15 protein-coding genes, 1 tRNA gene and 1 pseudogene are annotated in these 16,943 nt (G+C 55.5%); 8 read left to right on the forward strand and 9 right to left on the reverse strand.

All coding sequences use genetic code 11. From position 1 onward, the window contains the following. Positions 1-8: 8 nt before the first annotated feature. The 3 genes from queC to E3328_RS19610 all read right to left on the reverse strand — a co-directional run bounded on the left by queC (position 9) and on the right by E3328_RS19610 (position 2,022). Entirely contained in the window at positions 9-710 is a 702-nt protein-coding gene (queC, locus tag E3328_RS19600) for a 7-cyano-7-deazaguanine synthase QueC (protein ID WP_135366321.1), read from the reverse strand. 83 nt (positions 711-793) lie between these two features. Continuing rightward, positions 794-1,573: a 7-carboxy-7-deazaguanine synthase QueE gene (locus E3328_RS19605; RefSeq protein WP_135366322.1), complete on the reverse strand. Its 780-nt coding sequence runs from the start codon at positions 1,571-1,573 to the stop codon at positions 794-796. Next, positions 1,573-2,022 carry a 6-pyruvoyl trahydropterin synthase family protein gene (locus tag E3328_RS19610; protein WP_135366323.1) on the reverse strand — a complete coding sequence of 150 codons (450 nt, stop codon included), beginning with the start codon at positions 2,020-2,022 and terminating at the stop codon, positions 1,573-1,575. The genes E3328_RS19605 and E3328_RS19610 overlap by 1 nt, the downstream gene beginning before the upstream one ends. A gap of 121 nt (positions 2,023-2,143) precedes the next feature. Between E3328_RS19610 and E3328_RS19615 the strand changes: the two genes are divergently transcribed. The 7 genes and pseudogenes from E3328_RS19615 to E3328_RS19645 all read left to right on the forward strand — a co-directional run bounded on the left by E3328_RS19615 (position 2,144) and on the right by E3328_RS19645 (position 11,832). After that, a complete protein-coding gene (locus tag E3328_RS19615) occupies positions 2,144-2,602 on the forward strand; it encodes a DUF6884 domain-containing protein (protein ID WP_135366324.1) in 459 nt (152 codons plus the stop codon). A gap of 6 nt (positions 2,603-2,608) precedes the next feature. Next, positions 2,609-3,868, forward strand: a complete 1,260-nt coding sequence (locus E3328_RS19620) for a tRNA-guanine transglycosylase (protein WP_209452240.1) — start codon at positions 2,609-2,611, stop codon at positions 3,866-3,868. Further along, positions 3,868-5,412: an ATP-binding protein gene (locus E3328_RS19625; protein ID WP_135366325.1), complete on the forward strand. Its 1,545-nt coding sequence runs from the start codon at positions 3,868-3,870 to the stop codon at positions 5,410-5,412. The genes E3328_RS19620 and E3328_RS19625 overlap by 1 nt, the downstream gene beginning before the upstream one ends. Before the next feature lie 120 nt (positions 5,413-5,532). After that, entirely contained in the window at positions 5,533-7,521 is a 1,989-nt protein-coding gene (locus E3328_RS19630; protein WP_167837488.1) for a tRNA-guanine transglycosylase, read from the forward strand. A 510-nt stretch (positions 7,522-8,031) separates the two neighbouring features. Beyond that, positions 8,032-9,657 (forward strand): outer membrane protein assembly factor BamB family protein, encoded by a 1,626-nt coding sequence (locus E3328_RS19635; protein WP_135366326.1) that lies wholly within the window; start codon positions 8,032-8,034, stop codon positions 9,655-9,657. Positions 9,658-9,921: 264 nt separating this feature from the next. Then, a complete protein-coding gene (locus E3328_RS19640) occupies positions 9,922-10,734 on the forward strand; it encodes a hypothetical protein (protein ID WP_167837489.1) in 813 nt (270 codons plus the stop codon). A gap of 116 nt (positions 10,735-10,850) precedes the next feature. After that, a pseudogene (locus tag E3328_RS19645) lies at positions 10,851-11,832 on the forward strand (transposase). 208 nt (positions 11,833-12,040) lie between these two features. On the opposite strand, the gene E3328_RS19650 reads toward E3328_RS19645, so the two are convergent. Both E3328_RS19650 and E3328_RS19655 read right to left on the reverse strand, forming a co-directional pair. Then, a tRNA-Arg gene (locus E3328_RS19650) sits at positions 12,041-12,113 on the reverse strand. Positions 12,114-12,186: 73 nt separating this feature from the next. Next, entirely contained in the window at positions 12,187-12,771 is a 585-nt protein-coding gene (locus E3328_RS19655; protein WP_135366328.1) for a 2Fe-2S iron-sulfur cluster-binding protein, read from the reverse strand. Positions 12,772-12,977: 206 nt separating this feature from the next. Between E3328_RS19655 and E3328_RS19660 the strand changes: the two genes are divergently transcribed. Beyond that, on the forward strand, positions 12,978-13,685 hold the full coding sequence (locus tag E3328_RS19660) for a class I SAM-dependent methyltransferase (RefSeq protein ID WP_135366329.1): 708 nt from the start codon (positions 12,978-12,980) through the stop codon (positions 13,683-13,685). A 70-nt stretch (positions 13,686-13,755) separates the two neighbouring features. On the opposite strand, the gene gnd is transcribed toward E3328_RS19660, so the two are convergent. Genes gnd through E3328_RS19680 form a run of 4 tightly spaced genes read right to left on the reverse strand, consistent with a single transcriptional unit; the run spans position 13,756 to position 16,895 of the window. Beyond that, entirely contained in the window at positions 13,756-14,667 is a 912-nt protein-coding gene (gnd, locus tag E3328_RS19665; protein ID WP_135366330.1) for a phosphogluconate dehydrogenase (NAD(+)-dependent, decarboxylating), read from the reverse strand. 44 nt (positions 14,668-14,711) lie between these two features. Beyond that, positions 14,712-15,692 (reverse strand): DUF7972 family membrane protein, encoded by a 981-nt coding sequence (locus E3328_RS19670; RefSeq protein ID WP_135366463.1) that lies wholly within the window; start codon positions 15,690-15,692, stop codon positions 14,712-14,714. Positions 15,693-15,733: 41 nt separating this feature from the next. After that, positions 15,734-15,946, reverse strand: a complete 213-nt coding sequence (locus E3328_RS19675) for a Sp36 family protein (RefSeq protein ID WP_135366331.1) — start codon at positions 15,944-15,946, stop codon at positions 15,734-15,736. A gap of 46 nt (positions 15,947-15,992) precedes the next feature. Further along, positions 15,993-16,895, reverse strand: coding sequence for a bifunctional 5,10-methylenetetrahydrofolate dehydrogenase/5,10-methenyltetrahydrofolate cyclohydrolase (locus E3328_RS19680; protein WP_135366332.1), 903 nt, complete (start codon positions 16,893-16,895; stop codon positions 15,993-15,995). Positions 16,896-16,943: the final 48 nt, after the last annotated feature.

Below are 16,943 nucleotides of genomic sequence, written 5' to 3' on the forward strand. Positions count from 1 at the left end.
GGAGACTACTACTCCTTCCCAGAGTACGAGGAAGACTCCTCATAGTCAATTGGGTCTATCGCATCAGCTTCTTGGAAGGCTTTGAGTCGATATGCACAGGCATCACAAGTGCCACAAGCAGGTTCGTTTGAACGATAGCAGCTCCAGGTGAGATCATACGGTACGTCCAATTCTAACCCTCGCTCTGCAATTTCGGTTTTAGACCACTCCACAAACGGTGCTTTGAGGTCAATTGTGGTCTCCCCCTTGGTGCCGACGTTCATTACTTGTTGGAACGCCTCGAAGAACTCTGGTCGACAATCCGGATATCCAGAGAAATCCTCGCTATGGGCGCCGATGAAGACCGCCGACGCTCCGATAGTTTCTGCATATGAGGTGGCCATCGACAAGAGATTCGCATTTCGGAAGGGCACATATGAAGACGGGACTTCTTCGCTATCTAAATCCGCGTCTGCTACTTCCATCTCCTCATCAGTCAAGCTTGATCCGCCGATATCAGCAAGGTGGCCGGTGTCAATGTGCGTGAGATCTGGCGCGTCTACATGGTCAGCCAGCTTCTTTGCACACTCGAATTCTTTCGACTCGGTCTCTTGCCCGTAGGAGGAATGGAAAAAGTACGGACTGTATCCGGAATCCATTGCCTCGAAAACCGCAGTAGCGCTATCCATTCCGCCCGATACAAGGATCACAGCGCGTTCAGTTCTGGTCATGAGTTTCGATTTGTCTTAGTTCGGAGTGGCTTGTTCCCTAGCAAAGTCCACAAATATGGTAGCCTCGTGGATTCTTCTCTGAGTCATGTTCCCGGCGCATCCTCCCAGAGATCGACATGGAGGCGAGGGGTATATCGGTACCCGTATTCCAGAGCCAACTCTGCTACTTGATTTCTGACCTCGTCGAGTTCTTCCCGCGTCGTACCTTGAGGCATCAGTAAAATCTCGTCACTGTCGATGTCGGCTTGGGTTTCTCTGCGGACTCTGTCGACAAGACTCTGGATTTCAGGGAGGTCATCAGGGCCTGTGACCACAAACTTAAGTTGACTGTTATAGGTCTCGAGTAAATCCCCGAGGACCTCAATATCGAGCCTTCGTTGGTCATGTCGATCCTCCCAATCCCCATCTCCGGAGGGGTCCTTTTCGGCGGTTGGATTACTGCTTTCGAGCTTTGGGCTAATGCTTGCAAGGTCGATTGCTGTATCCCTGTAGACAGTCCCATTTGTCTCTACGGTTGTATGATATCCTTGCTCACTGAGCCGTTTGAGCAAGATCTCACAATCATCGTGAATTAGGGGTTCACCCCCAGTAACCACAACATGGGTGGCCTGTTCAAAGTCCTTGACTTCCGCGAGTATTTCGTCAAGACTCATCCAGGCATGAGTCGGCTCCCAAGACGTGTGGTAGGAATCACAGAACCAGCAACGAAGGTTGCATCCACTTGTCCGTATGAATACTGTGGGTGTCCCAGCGAGCTCTCCCTCGCCTTGTAGCGAGTAGAACAATTCATTGATGGGTAGACTGGGGGCCTCTTCAGAGGAGCTCTGACTTTGAGAATCCTCGAATCCGGCATTGACTGGCATCAGTATGTAGCGCAGAGTTCTCCGGTTTCACGGACTTCAACGCTGACTTCCGTGACTGTCTCCGGTAGTTGTGTTTGAATCCGCCTTTCTAAAACGGAAGCCATGACCTCTGCTGTTGGGGGGTAGTCCAGAACCACCACCGCTTCTGCATCACCACTTTGTTGGAAAGCCTCTATCAGAGGATCTCCTTCTTCTAACAGAAATCGGTGGTCCCACCGATCAACGATCGATGTGATTTCGCCCTTGTCGACAACCCAGCCCTCATCGGTTATTTCTCCGGTTACCTCAACGCTGATTTTGTAGTTGTGACCATGGGGTCGTGAACACTTCCCGTCGTGGTGCTGGATTCGATGGCCGCTGCTAATCCGAATTGGCCTGTCGCGACCTACTGAAAGGGTTCGTAGTTCAGATTCGAACATATCGTCCTCTGCTAGTGCTCTCTCAGCCATATCACGGTATTATTCTGAGAATACTAAAGCATTCACTCTACGGTGATTTATCCGGTGGGGTGAGACAATTCTAACATCAAGGGGGAAATGTTGAAGACACGCCCGCGTGATCAAGCACACCATGACGACACTCTTAGTTCAATCGTGTTCTCAACAGAAGACTACAGCCAGCGGTAGAATACCGGCTTTTGAACGGTATGATGGGTACTTTTTCAGAATAATTAAGAATACGATTAACGGAGGTATTGAGAAAGCCCCGTTTGACATATGCATTCTTTCTGCGGAACATGGACTGCTAAATCCGACGGACTATATTTCGAATTATGACCGAGAGATGGATGAGCGTCGTGCTGCTGAGCTGAGAGACTCTGTCGTAACTCAGCTTAGGGAGAAAATTCAATCTTCAGGCTATGATCCAGTAGTTGTGAACCTCGGACAAGTGTACTACCAAGCGATTCAGGGTTTCGAGTCAGGGCTTGGTGTGACAGTGAAGACAATAGAAGGGGACGGGATAGGAGAAAAAGGGCAGGAACTGAAACAGCATCTCGAATCTTTGCTTTCAGAGACAGCAGAACACTGAATACAGATGACTACACCAGCAAATATCCCACAAAGCGGAGCCACCTCATATAGCTCATTTTCTGTGACAGCAACTACGGGAAAAGCTCGAGCAGCGAAATTAGAAATTGATGAGACGACTCTCAATACCCCAAATCTGCTTCCCGTAATTAATTTCTATGCCGGGGGGATGGAGCGGAGCCTCTATGGAGGTGGTATCTTTCGGACCATGAAAGAATTCATGACAGGTCAGGGACCCCTCTCGGTAGAAGCTTGCGAGGAATATTTTGACGCAGTCATGATGTCCGTTGCCTCCCTCACTGACTATGGTATCAACAAGGAGCGGTATGAAGCATATCTTGATACGCCAATTAAACAGCGTGAGATATTTTCAGAATTCGATGGCGCGCTGTTTGTTGATTCGGGCGGCTACAAGCTATTGGATGAAGATAGCCTGGATGGTAGCGATTTTGAGGTGAATCTGACGCAACAGACCATCTTTGATATACAACGGCGGTTAGGTGGAGACATCCTCGTCAATCTCGACCGCCCTATTTCGCCCGACGATGGCTATGAAACACGTGTGAAAAAGGCAGAACAAACTGCGGAGAATATGGCGGAATTCCTGCGCTATTCGGCTGATTATAACGGAGCGAGGTTCCTCACAATTCACGGCTATAATTATTCGATGATGGATACATTCCTCGAAAAGGTCACTGACGTACTCGGGCCACATCTCATCCGGAGTTGCTTTGACGGGATCGCTCTTGGGAGTCTAGTTCCGAAGAAAGACAACAAAGGAGACCTAATATCGGCTGTAAGCGATTGCAAAGAAGTCCTCACTGATTACAGATTTGACGAGCTACCGCTTCATGTGCTCGGCATCTCTAGTAGTGCTATTCCCTTGTTGGTTGCAATGGGAGTCGACTCATTTGATTCATCATCGTATCTCCATGCAGCAATAAATGGAAAGTACCACACAGATCTTACCAAAACTGTATCTGTTGACGACGCTCCCATTGAAGACTGCCCATGCCCCGTCTGTTCGAATCCGAAGTTGAGTGCTTGGATGCGAGGCGACGCCGAATACCAGAAAGATAAGCTCGGGGCGGTTTCAATGCATAACCTCATAATTCAGAAGGATTCAATCAGAGAAATGCGAGAGATAATTCGTCAAGACGACCGGGACGCACTAATAGAGTACATCGATTCAACAATCGGGCAGAGAAAATCCATGCGACAGTTTGCCCATCGTGTAATCAATGAATCCCTCGGAGGCTATTTCTAATGAAACAAGAACCAAAGGTTAACGAAGTAAACGAGTTCCTCGAAACAGCAAGCGATTTCGAAAGTCCATTGGAAGTGATTCGAGAGTCCCTCTCAAATAGCTATGACGCTGGTGCAACTGAGGTGGAAATTGAGATTAGGGACCAGCCCAATGGGTCAAATATTTTGATCAAAGACGACGGGGAAGGGATGGATAAAGATCGGTTAGAGACGTTTTTTGACCTCGGAAATTCCCAAAAGACAGACTCAATCGGATACAAAGGGCATGGGACGAAGATCTTCTACAAGAGCGACCACATAGAAGTAACAACCAAAAAAGACGGTAAAGCCCTTCAAGCGATGATGGATCGCCCTTGGGAGAAGTTGAACGACCGGGTTTTACCGGAATACGAGGTTACAGAAGTGGGTGCTGACGAGTTTGAGTCTGGAACGAGAATACACGTCGTCGGTTTCAAATCTGGTCAGGATTTCAACCCGAGATCATTGACTTACAACAAGATCCATCACTACCTGAAGTGGAAGACAATCGCCGGGTCGACAGCACACTATTTTGAAGACGATACTCGTGAGATGGATATCGAGATTCAGCTCGGCGATGAGATTGATGACTCGATGGAGAGGCTACAAACAAACAACCGGCTAGAGTTCCCTGACGAGCGGCTCAACCCCGGCGATGGTGAATTCCCTGCAGAGCGGATGTGTAAAGTCTACCCACCGCAAGAGCTCACCATTTCCTATGATGGTGGCGAGACGACTGCTCAAGTTGTCGGAATGGTCGGGGGGAAAGCCGCCAGAAATGAACTGCCAACGTTTGGAAAGCATTCGGCACAATTCGGTGTCTGGCTAGCTAAGGATTATATCAAAGTTGAGCGCGCAAATCAAGCAATCTCCCACGACAACGAATTCCTCCATTTCTTCTTCATCGTCAACTGCCAAGACTTAGAACTATCCGCCAACCGCGGCCAGATTCGGAATAAATCCAGTAAGGTGTATCGAGCACTCATTTCGAGGCTGGACCGCTTCATGTCGAAGGTCGCCGGCGATCCCTGGTTTGATGACTATTTGGAGCAGCGCAGAGTAGCCGAACTCAAGAGAAAAGCAAAGTCACAACGATCTTCAGTGGAAGACAGGATGGAAGCACTCTCTGAGCAGACTACGTTTTCTCCCTCTAATTCATCAGAGGTACTGCTCGCCATAGAGCGACTCGCCGATGAGGGTGAGAACAATATTCAGGTAGAAGATTTCGAGCCAGAGACCGACATCAATACTATCGTACGCAATGGGAAGGGTCTACAAACAGCGTCGGTTCTCCCAACTCTAACGACTCACTTTGAAGAAGGGAAGCAGTTGGAGGGTGTTGATAAGCTTATTTGCTGGGAACTTGGGGACCTAGATCAACTCCGAGAGCTTGAACGGAACGGGTACAGAGGCGGGACCATCATATTTGATTTCGATGAAGAGAAAGTCATATACAAAAACGGTATGACCGAGAAAATCGACATCATGATATTAGATCCCGAAAATAAGGCGCAGACTCTGCGCTGAATCTCCTTTCAGCGGACGAAACGAATGACGGTTCTTGGAATTCAACTCTACCAACATAAATAGCGTGTCAGGACCCGAGGCGAAGACGTTTAATCTCTACTGTTGTTCTATAGCACGTAGATGGAGAGAGGATTTAGGTCACAACGTGAGGCCGACGTTGGAGCGGCCCGTCTCGGCCATCTTTATACGCCGGAAGCGCCCGACCAAGGCCCAGTTGAAACTCCGGCCTTCTTTCCGGTTCTGAACCTGATTGGAGGGCCAACACCCGTCTCTGGGGGAATCTGGAGTCGACTTCGAAATCGTCTGTTTGGCGATCCAAAGTTCCAGGGAGCTATGTTCCAAGCGATGAGCTTTCTGGATTTCAACCTCTCTGCAGAGAAGTTAGAGAAATGGCGAACCGAGGCAGAGGGGCTGCACGACTGGCACACTGGCCACGAATCGCCAAAGGACAATCCTGACCCACCTGCATTCACTCAGCCGCTGTTCGTTGACTCGGGCGGTTTCAAACTGATGAATTCCCGGACGTTTGGCTCTCCTCCCGAAGAGGGTGGGGAGGAAAACGAGTGGGGAATCTACACCAATCCCGAGTCAATCCTTTCGCTTCAGTACGACTACGGTGCAGACCTACTTGCAACGCTTGATTATCCAATCCCGCCGGATCTCAACGAGGCTGAAAAACACCAACGGGTCGAAAATAGTATCGACAGTGCCGTCGAGTGCATTCGCCTCCTTCACGAAGACGAACGATACGAAGACTGGGAACCAACGGTCTACGCAGCAATCCACGGTCATGATCACGAAGAGATCGCGTACTACGTCAGTACACTCTTCCAGCGAACGGAGTATCCGGAAGCGATTGACGGGCTCGCAGTAGGCTCACTTGTTCCACTCCGGTCTGGCAATATCGGAACTCTCGTCGACATTGTACAGGGTGCAACGGATGCTATCCCTCCTGCCCGGCGTGACGAGATCGCGCTACACGTATTCGGCATCGGGGGCGGTCTCACCCCATTGCTTGCAACCCTTGGTGTGGATAGCTATGACTCATCGACGTACGTGCAGGCTGCCCAGCACCAGAAATTCATTCACCCCGAGAGTGGTGTGAAGATTCCACTCGAAGAGATGTCTGAAAGCGAGTGGCAATGCGACTGTCCAGCCTGCGAAGAGTTAGAGGATGTCGGTCTCGAGACGATGCGGTACGTGTTCGATGCAGATCAATCATACAAGCCAGTGGAAGTCGAGCGAGACGGAACAACTATATCGTATATGAAAAGCGACTTCTATGCTCTCATCGCCCACCACAACTTCCACGTATTCCAGGACGAAGTGATAGAGGTCCGTGAAGCGATCAAGAACGACGACTTAGAATCATTGTTGGTCACCACTGCTATGGACAATCTTGATGTGGCGACTGGGCTCGCTCGGGCTGCAAGTCGCTGGCCCGAGCTCCGCCCATTGGTCCCAGATGATGTCGACATTGAGGCAAATTCACCGGACAATGAGTCGCTTACATATCAGACGAAATTCAACGATGACGGCGATATTGTGGTCCCCTCTAAGGATTCCACTTCTCTCAAGCACGAACCGGATGACTTTGACGTTCGTAACCTCTCGTTCGAACCCGACTCGGAGTCGTCCGTTTGTTTGATCATTCCCTGCAGCCAAACCAAGCCCTATAGCAACTCTAGAACACATCAAGTAGTCGAGAGACATCTGACCGAGGCAGGTCTCTGGGACCAGATCCATAAAGTCACTATATCTGGACTCTATGGTCCAGTTCCCGAGGAGTACGAGACCTCTGATGCAGTACTTTCGTACGACTACGTACTGAATGCAGCTGACCAATCCCAGATCGATGTAGTGGAAGAACGGCTTGTAGACTTCCTGTTGACTCACGCCTCGAAATACGACTACGTAATTGGCTATGCGACGAGCAAAATCTATCGGCAAGTGATATCCGAAGCCTTTGAGGAAGCCGATATAGGTGTAGTACTCCCCCGAGATCCACCCGCTCGGCGACTTACTGAACACTTTAGAACAGAACATCTTGATGAACTTCGTCGAGAAATCGCGAATTCGGTTGAGATCTCGGTACCCTCTGAGAGATAACAACTGAAGACGCCGTCTAATAAAGGATGATTCTTTGATATCGGAGTGGTGTGCTCTGTTGAATCCGATGATGACGGCTGGATCGGCGGACTAGCGTCCGACGCTTGAGCAGGAGTCGACGACGGATAGCTGGTCGGAACCGGCGTTCGCTCTCTAAAACACCCCATCGATCGAAATCCGGTTTTGAGAATCCGTCACCACTGGAGTTTGATGACCGTGTCTTCAGCCCCGATCCCTGCGCTGTCTGCGGATTCAACAGAGCAGATCTGACCTATTCTCGAATTCGCTTGATGCCTCCATTGGCATTACTACACATACAGAGGATGTTCATGAGCTTCCGGGAGCAAGCTTACAAAGGAGATTAGAACGTGTTCTCTCCGGATTCGCTTCATTGAGCATTATGTTTGTATACGATAGAATGTTCGCCAGATCTATGCTGGATTTGAGTAAGATGCGTTTAGATAGTTACAAACACCCAATAATTATATTGTTTCGATAAGTTCGCGGGGTATGGGGAATTGGGGACTAACCCGCCGAAGATTTGTACAGGTATCTAGCGGGGTTGTCCTGGGGAATCAATTACTGCCATCTCTGCCTTCTGAAGAGACAGCAACCGAGTCGTGGCCTGAATTCGGCTATGATGCTGCGAATACAGGTGCGCCAGATACGACTGGCCCGTCAGAAGAAGTTGAGGAATATTGGTCTGAATCTGTGGGGAGTCAAATATACGACTCTCCTGTTGTTGAAGATGGGACGGTATATATCGGGAAAGGGTCTCGATTGCAAGCATACGACACAGAGACAGGGGAACAACTTTGGTCTGTAAATAAGATGAGTGGAGGGGTGACTGCTCCTGCTGTAAAAGATGGAACTGCATTTTTTGCGAATGGGCACGGTGCAACAGTATATGCAATACGGGGAGGCTCGGAACAGTGGTCTGTTGAATTAGGGGATGGGCGTGCATTTTCTGCGCCAGCAATAGTTGGAGAAACCGTGTATACTGGAGTGAATCGATTCGGTGAGGATGGGGAAGATCTCGGAACGATATATGCTTTAGATGTGTCAGATGGTTCTGAGAGATGGACGTTTGATACAGAGGGTTATATTAGCAGGCAGTATAGTCGTGCCTCAGCGGCAGTGGCAGATGGTACAGTGTATATTGGGACTCAAGATGGGAATTCTGGTTGGTTATATGCGATTGATGCTTCGGATGGGACTGAAGAGTGGGCTTTAGAAACGGAGCAGACAAATCCATCTTCTCCAGCTGTGGTGGATGGGACAGTCTACATTGGAACAAGAGCGTATGATGCATCTGATGGAACAAAGCAATGGGAGTATGATGCTGGTGTAAATTCGTCCTCTCCTGCTGTTGCGGATGGGACGGTGTATGTCGGGAGTGTGGATAATAATGTGTATGCATTAAATGCATCTGATGGCGCTCAGCAGTGGCGATTTGAGACTGGTGGTGAGATAGAATCCTCTCCAGTTGTTGTTGACGGGACTGTATACGTTGGAAGTAATGATCGATCTCTCTATGCTCTTGATGCAGGTGATGGGTCGGAACTGTGGAGCATTGAGTTAAGAGATGAGGTGGGGTCTCCAGCGGTTCTTAACAATCGGATTTATGTGGGAACTATTGATTGGGGACAAATTTACGCTTTAGCTCCGCCAAATTTGACGCCCACACCGACGGACCCACCAACTAGAAGTCCAACACCGACAGATACGCCGACGGACACGCTGACCCGGAGTCCAACACCGACAGATACGCCGACGGACACACCGGCTGAAACAGTAACAAGCCCAGCTCGTAGCACTACAACAAGCGTGCCGGCAGACTCATCTGCTCCATCAAGGTCTCCGATAACAACAGAAGCCTCTACAGGCCCAACGAGCGTGCCTACATCTGCCCCGCGATCAAATCAGAATGGCACTTCTCAAACTGGGAGTGACAATTCCACATCAGAGACTTCCACAACCACGCCGCCAGAACCACCAGACAACTGGATAGCTGTTTTAATGGGAATTATCGCTCCTATTCTCACTACTCAAGCGATCGTCGGACTAGGAGTAGTCTTAGTGGTCGTTTCGATTGTATTGCTTTGGGAGAGTACAGTTGACGAGGCAGACGAATGATGGATATCGAACTAGTTCAGAGTCTTTGGCCCGCTACATTCGTTGTAGGGTTCGTAGTTCTCTATTTGTTTCTCATCACTCGTCGCAGGTATACGCGACCGAAGGCGTTTCTTGGTATCATTTTTGCAGTATCACTATTGTCGGTCATTTACACCATTCCTGCTGTTCGAACTGGGATTCGAATGGGATTAACTCTTGTCGGGTTTGCAATTCCACCAAGTCTCGGCATAATCTCAATCCGTTATGTGGTGGCTGAGACATAGTATGTACCTTGTCTTGCAACTCGCGGCATGGGTAGATGTTATCCCAGGATGGGTGCCTCCAGTGACTATTGCAGTCGGGTTTTGTCTCATTTCTCTTGCGATGGGAAAGCAATATTTTGAGGGACTGTTTGACGGTTTGAGTACTCAGGCGCCTGTGTTCACGATGTTTTTTGTTACTTGTCTCACCGTCAGTATTGGTGGCGCAACGTACGTTACAATTCAGCAGGAGGAGTTTCTGTTAATGTTCGTGTTTTTCTTGTTTGTGAGTGGGCGGATGGTTCAGGGGGCAATCGCAGCAAGGATAATTCAGAAGGTTCTGGATTTTTTCATTCCAATATTCTCCTCGGGGGGTGGTGATACTGATCTGTCATTGTCTGCTTTAATTGCTGTTCTTAAGCGAGCACAAAGCTATATTTGGTCAAAACTTCGAACTCGATTGATTATCTTTGTCGTGACGGGGTTAATTTCGTTTCAAACGGCGTTAAGTATCGCCGCAGTGTACGTTATTGGGAGTGGGGAAACAGCAGATGCTGTCCGCCGGTTCTGGGCAGGGGTTTTCTTTTTGCTTATTTCAGGGATGGTGTTTGACTTCAGGTACTTTGCCCACAAGATCTCGTGGACTGCAACGATTGGTCTGATCCTTACCGTCACAGGGGCGTTCCTGTACAATCCACTTGAGTTCTCTGCATATACGGGTCTTATTGCCCCGTATCTTGAAAACCCGCTTCCAGATTGGTTACGATGGCCATTGGGGATCATTGGATTTATCGCGGGTGTCTTTATGTGGGCCGGATTTTATCTAAAGGAGGGCTGAATTGGGAATTCTTTAGAGGAACAGTATTTGGAGAGATATTCAACGACAATCTTAGAAATCTATGAGGTGTCATAGAACGGTTACCACACCAAAGAGCGGGGTAAACGCTGAGGTTGATGAGTTCACCGGCCCTGCAAGATGTTCCTTCGGTAGAGTCGTTACTCAATGTCGCGGAGACCGAGACACTAGCGTTGTTTGAGCGTATTTCTCTCGAGCTTTTCGAAGAGTTCGATGTGTTCGCCCCGGCGCAGGCGGGGCGAACACAAGAACACGAACCACCAGAGCTGATGCGTGGCTTCCTTCGTTGCTACTACCATGACATCTCCGGGACCCGTCCCGTTGAACGAGAGCTTCGACACGTTCGTCTGGCTGAGCTGTGGCCTCGATTGACCGCCGTCAAGAGCCGCGGTCGATCGTTTTCTTACCGACCTCGAACACACTGTCGACGAAGTCTTTGACCGACTCGTCGGGCAGGCCGCTCGATGCAGCCTGCTCGACTTGACATTTTGCATCGGTTCAACCCACGTGAAAATGATGCTCGCCGATCAAGATGCCTCGAAGTGCTACGATCCAACCGCCGAAGAGTACTACCATGGATACGGTTGCACGACGTCTCGATCGGGTCAAATATCCCAATTGCAGCCAAGTTCACCGAGAGTGAACAAGCGCCACAGGAGACGCCGATGCGCGTCACGTGTGATACGCTCGCCGTCGCCAAGCCGACCTAGATGGTTGGTGACAGCGCCTACGACACGCTCGACTGGCACGACCACCTGCTGGCCGCAGAGGTCATGTCAGCCGATCCGTATGACAGGCGAAACACCAACGACCCGCTCAATACAATAAAGGGTCGAAGACCGCATCACCGAACACAGCGAGGATGTTCAGCGGAAGCAATCGACGCTGGACGAGACCTACAACTGCTGGATTGGCGTCGAACGAACCAACGAATCAGTGAAGGACTGTAGCTCGGGCGAACCCCGAGGCCGCGTCCACGCGCGAACACAGGTATTCCTCGTTCTGTGCCTCCGCCTCGCTGTCGCTATCACCAACTACGAACGCAGAGACAATCCAGAAAGCGCGATCATCACGGTGTGAGAAGAATTCTATGACAGCTTCTAAGTCTAATATATAAAGAAAATCAAGGAGCCAGTGATGACGTGGTTCTGCTCCGACACTGGTTCCTACGGACCGCATGACAGCAAGTGGAGGAACTCGGTTCGAGTCGAACTTCAGCTCCGAGGGGGCGGTAGATTGATGTGGATCGTACTGCCGTCCTGCATATCCGCACTGTGTAGAATGTACACGAGCCCGCGGGGATTTGAACCCCGGACAACTTGGTCCGGAACCAAGCACTCTGTCCACTGAGCTACGGGCCCTCGTATCCGGGTAGCGCGGTGGCACCCTTAACCGTTGTGAGACGCGGCGGTGAACGGAGAATCCGGGCGGCGGTCAGGGCTGTTCGCCCGTCTCGAGCGTGAAGTCGTCGGTCGGGTAGGCGACGCAGGTCAGGCAGTAGCCGTCGTCCATGTCGTCGTCGAACAGCGCCTCGTTGTGCTCGTGGCGGATGTAGTCGCCGGCGGGGCCGTCCTGGATCTGCCCGGCGCAGGAGACACACTGGCCCTGACGGCAGGCGTAGGGGAGGTCCCAGCCCTCCTCCTCGCCGGCGTCGAGGATGTTCTCATTGTTGGCGATCTCGATGGTCTCGCCCTCCTTGGCGAACTCGATGTCGTAGTACTCGACCTCGTCGTCCGGGATGGATTCGGGGTCGAAGCCCTCCTCCTCGTCGCCGCCCTCCTCGCCCTCCTCGAGCTCGGCGCCGCCCTCGCCGGCGGGGATGGCGCCCGCGGCGCCGCCGCCGATCGAGCGGTTCATGGGCTCGGGGAAGTCCGTGTCGGGCACCGCGGCCGCCCGCTTCTCGAGGACCTCCTGGGAGATGTCCGCCGGGGGCTCCCAGCCCGTCCCCTTCGCGTAGTGGACCGCGACGACGACGAGTGTCAACGCCGCCCCGATCGCGACACTCACTGTATCGACCATGTTTGCCGCTTCGGAGTGCCCGTATAACTAACTGACGCTTCAACGGTGGGCAACCGCCCGACGCCGCCCCCGAACGTGTTACCGGGATGACCGCCACCGGTCGGAGAGGGGGCGGCGTGCTCCACGTCCCGGTCGCGCAGAGCCCCGGGTTAGAAGGGGTCCCACGCCTGCGCAAAATCCATTGTCCCGGCGCGCGCCTCCGGCGTATGGATTCGGACGACGTGCGGGATGTCGCGGACACCTACGACGAAATCGCCGAATCGTACGCGGACGGGTACTGGGAGGAGAACCCCTTCCAGGCCCACTTCGAGTTCCCCGGAACGACGGCCCTGATCCCGGACGTGGAGGGGAAGCGGGTCCTCGACGCCGGATGCGGATCCGGCGTGTACACCGACTGGCTGGTCGAGCGGGATGCGGAGGTCGTGGCCGCCGACGTGAGCGAGGAGATGCTCGCTGAAACCGCCGAGCGCGTGGGGGACGCGGTCGAACTCCGGCGGACCGATCTCACGAGACCGCTCGACTTCGCGGCCGACGACGAGTTCGACGGGATCGTGAGCGGGTCGGTCGTTGACCACATCGAAGACTGGGAGCGGCTGTTCGGGGAGTTCGCGCGGGTCCTCGCTCCCGGCGGATTCCTCGTCTGCTCGATGCGACACCCGATGCAGAACTACGTCGAGTACGACGACTGGAACTACTTCGAGACCGATTCCCACACCGCCGACTGGGGCGTCGAGATGGTCACCCACCGGCGACCGATGTCAGCGGTCATCAACCCCCTGCTCGACGCGGGATTCCGACTCGACGAGCTGTCCGAGCCCGAACCCACGGAGGCGTTCGCGGAGCGGTGTCCGGAGGAGTACGAGACGTTCTCGGAGCGGCCCCACTGGCTCTGTCTCCGGGCGCTAAAATCGTAGGATCAAAACCGGCGTTTCGGCCCCGAACCGGACGGTCGGCGCCGAGTTGTAGCCGTGTCACCCACTCTCGCTACTCCCGCCGCGGCACGTCGTGACGACCGAACCCGTAGCGCAGCCGGCTGGCGAGCCGCCGGGAGAACCGCCCCGGCCCCTCGCCGCCGGACGAGCGGGAGTCGAACCGTTCGGCGAGCGCGCCGTAGATCAGGGGAACGGGGACCTCCTGTTCGAGCGCCTCCTGGACCGTCCAGGTGCCCGTCGACCCGCCCTCGACGCGGTCGGCGACGGTCCCGAGGTCGTTGCCCTCCTCCGCGAAGGCCTCCTCGCAGAGTTCGAGCAGCCACGAGCGGATGACCGCGCCGTTGTTCCACGTGCGCGCCACGGATTCGAGGTCCAGATCGTAGCGGCCGTTCGCCAGCAGTTCGAACCCCTCGCCGTAGGCCTGCATCAGCGCGTACTCGACGCCGTTGTGGACCATCTTCACGTAGTGGCCCGACCCGGCGGGCCCCATGCGGTCGTGGCCGTCCGGTCCCGTGGCGACGGCGTCGAAGACGGGGGAGAGTTCCTCGTAGGCCCACTCCGGGCCGCCGACCATCAGCGAGAAGCCCAGTTCCGCGCCGGCGGGGCCGCCGGAGGTCCCGCAGTCGAGGTAGGCGGCGTCCGTGGCCTCCGCTCGGCGGACCGAGTCCTCGAAGTGGGAGTTGCCGCCGTCGATGACGACGTCGTCGGAATCGAGGTGCGGTTCGAGGTCGTCGAGCGCGGCGTCGACGGCGTCGCCGGCGGGGACCATCAGCCAGACCCGTTTGTCCGCCCCGAGCCGCTCGGCGAGGTCGACGACGGAGTCGGCGGGGGTCGCCCCCGCGTCGGCCGCCCGCGCGACGGCCTCCTCGTCGAGGTCGAAGGCCACCACGTCGTGGCCCGCGTCGAGCACGCGGTCGACGACGATCTGTCCCATCCGGCCGAGTCCGACGACGCCCAGTTGCATACTCGGGAGTCTCCGGGCGCGCAAGTAGGGGTTGCGGTTCGACCCTACCGCTGGGAGTCCCTGAGGATGAGCGGTTCGATCGCCAGCGTCCGCTTGGCGATCGTCAGGATCCGCAACACGTAGGAGGTAAACAGGAGAAACGGGAGCAGCGTGACCGTGAACGCCAGCCCGATCGCCCAGGTCATGTTCAGCACGCCCAGCGTCCGCCCCGGGAACGTGCCGGCGTCGCCCACCGTCAGCATGACGGCGGCGACGACCAGCGCCGGGACCGCCGCGTAGAGGATCAGCTGCGAGAGCGTGACCAGCGCCCACTCGAAGTACAGCGTCTTCACGTGCTCCCTGGCCGGCCCGAACAGGCTGAGCGCCGTCTTCAGCTCCGTCAGCAGCCCCCGTTCCTCCGCCGAGAGCGACTCCTCGTAGTCGTCGCCGATCCGCTCGACCTGGAAGATCTTCCAGCCGTAGTTGTAGTTCAGCGCCGCGAACACCACGTCGAAGCTCCCGAACTTCGCGCCGTCGAGCTGGTCGGTGACGTGGTCGGCGTTCCCGATCAGGCTGTCGGTGAACTCCTCGACCTCCTCGCGGAGAGCGGCGTCGTCGTTGTCGGCCACCGCGACGCGGAGCGCCTCCGCCCGTCGCCGCGCGACGACGACGATCTGGCGGAGGAACTCCGAGGGGTCGGCCGGGCTCGGCGAGTCGGTGAGCTCCCCGGTGAACTCGCGGAAGTCCATCGAGTCCTCCATGCGCGCCCGCTGCTCGCCGAGCGGGCCGTTCTCCTGGGAGAGCACCAGCTGGCCGATGGTGACGACGAGCGTGGTGACGGTGACGATGGCCCCGATCATCGTCGAGAACATCGTCTCGATCGTGTCGCCCGACCGCAGTTGCGGGCCGAGCGGTTCGGGCAGGAGCGTGACGGCCGCGACGACGGCCGCGAACACCAGCGCGGCGAGGACGGCCGCGACGTGCAGTCGGTTCGCCCCGAGCAGCAACCAGATCTTGAGCCGGCTGGTGCCGGCCCGCTCGCGCATCGTGTTGGCGGTGCTGACCTCGTCCGGGTCGCTGCGCCCGCTCACGGCCGCTCACCGTCGCCGCGGCCCGCCGGTCGCTTGAACACGATGAACTTCGTGCCGCCGCCCGTGTAGTCGATCGTCCCCGCGAGTTCCCACCCCTCGGCGCCGCGTTCGTTCAGCGCCGCCTCGGGGTCCACCGCCTCCTTCCGCGTCGCGTCGCGCTCCGGCCGGAGCGTCTTGTACTCCCAGCGCTCGACGGGCGTGTCGGTCATACTCGGGTCGCGCTACGCCCGTCGGGTCGGTAAGCGTGCTGCCGGCTCACTCGCCCGCGGGCGCGTCTGTCTGCCGGCGGGCGGCCCGGACGGTGTTGCGAAGTAGCATCACCCTGGTCATCGGCCCGACGCCGCCGGGCACCGGCGCGAAGTAGTCGACCTTCAGCTCGACGCTTGCGGCGTCGACATCGCCGACGAGTTCGTAGCCCCTCCCGCTTTCGGCGGGAACGCGACCGATCCCCACGTCGACGACCGTCGTCCCCTCGGTCACCATCGACCCGTCGAGAAACCTGGGGCGGTCGACGGCGACCACGAGGACGTCCGCGGCCCGGGTCTTCGCTGCGAGGTCCTCGGTCCGGGAGTGACAGATCGTGACCGTGGCGTCCGCACCCCCGCTCGCACTCCCACCGCGAGCGCCCAGCAGCGCCGCGAGCGGTTTCCCCACGATCATCGAACGGTTCACGACGACCACGTTCGCGCCCGCGATATCGATGTCGTACTCCGCCAGGAGTCGCCGGATCCCCAGCGGCGTGCAGGGGACAAACCGCGGGGCGCCCGCGAGCAGCCGCCCGACGTTGTCAGGGTGGAGCCCGTCGACGTCCTTCTCGGGATCGATGCGCCGGATCGCCGTACGCCAGTCGACGTGCTCGGGCACGTCGTCCTGGATCAGGACGCCGTGGACCGACGGGTCGGCGTTCAGGTCGGCGATAGTATCGTGCAGTTCCGACGCCGGGGCGGTGGGGTCGATGTCGACGCGCGTCCCCTCGATGCCTACCTCCTCGCAGTCGCGCTGTTTCATCTGGACGTAGGACTCGGCGGCCGGCTCGTCGCCGGCGTGGACGGTCGCCAGTCCGGGTCGAGCGCTGTCATCGGCGAGCCGTTCGACCGACTCGCGGAGGTCGTCTCTCAGTCGCGCGGCCAGCGCCTCGCCGTCGAGGGTCGTCGCCATGGACGGACCCGCCGAGCGGGTGGCGGTAGACTCTGCGGTGCGGGGAAC

The sequence above is a fragment of the Halosimplex halophilum genome (assembly GCF_004698125.1).
Classification (GTDB): Archaea; Halobacteriota; Halobacteria; order Halobacteriales; family Haloarculaceae; genus Halosimplex; species Halosimplex halophilum.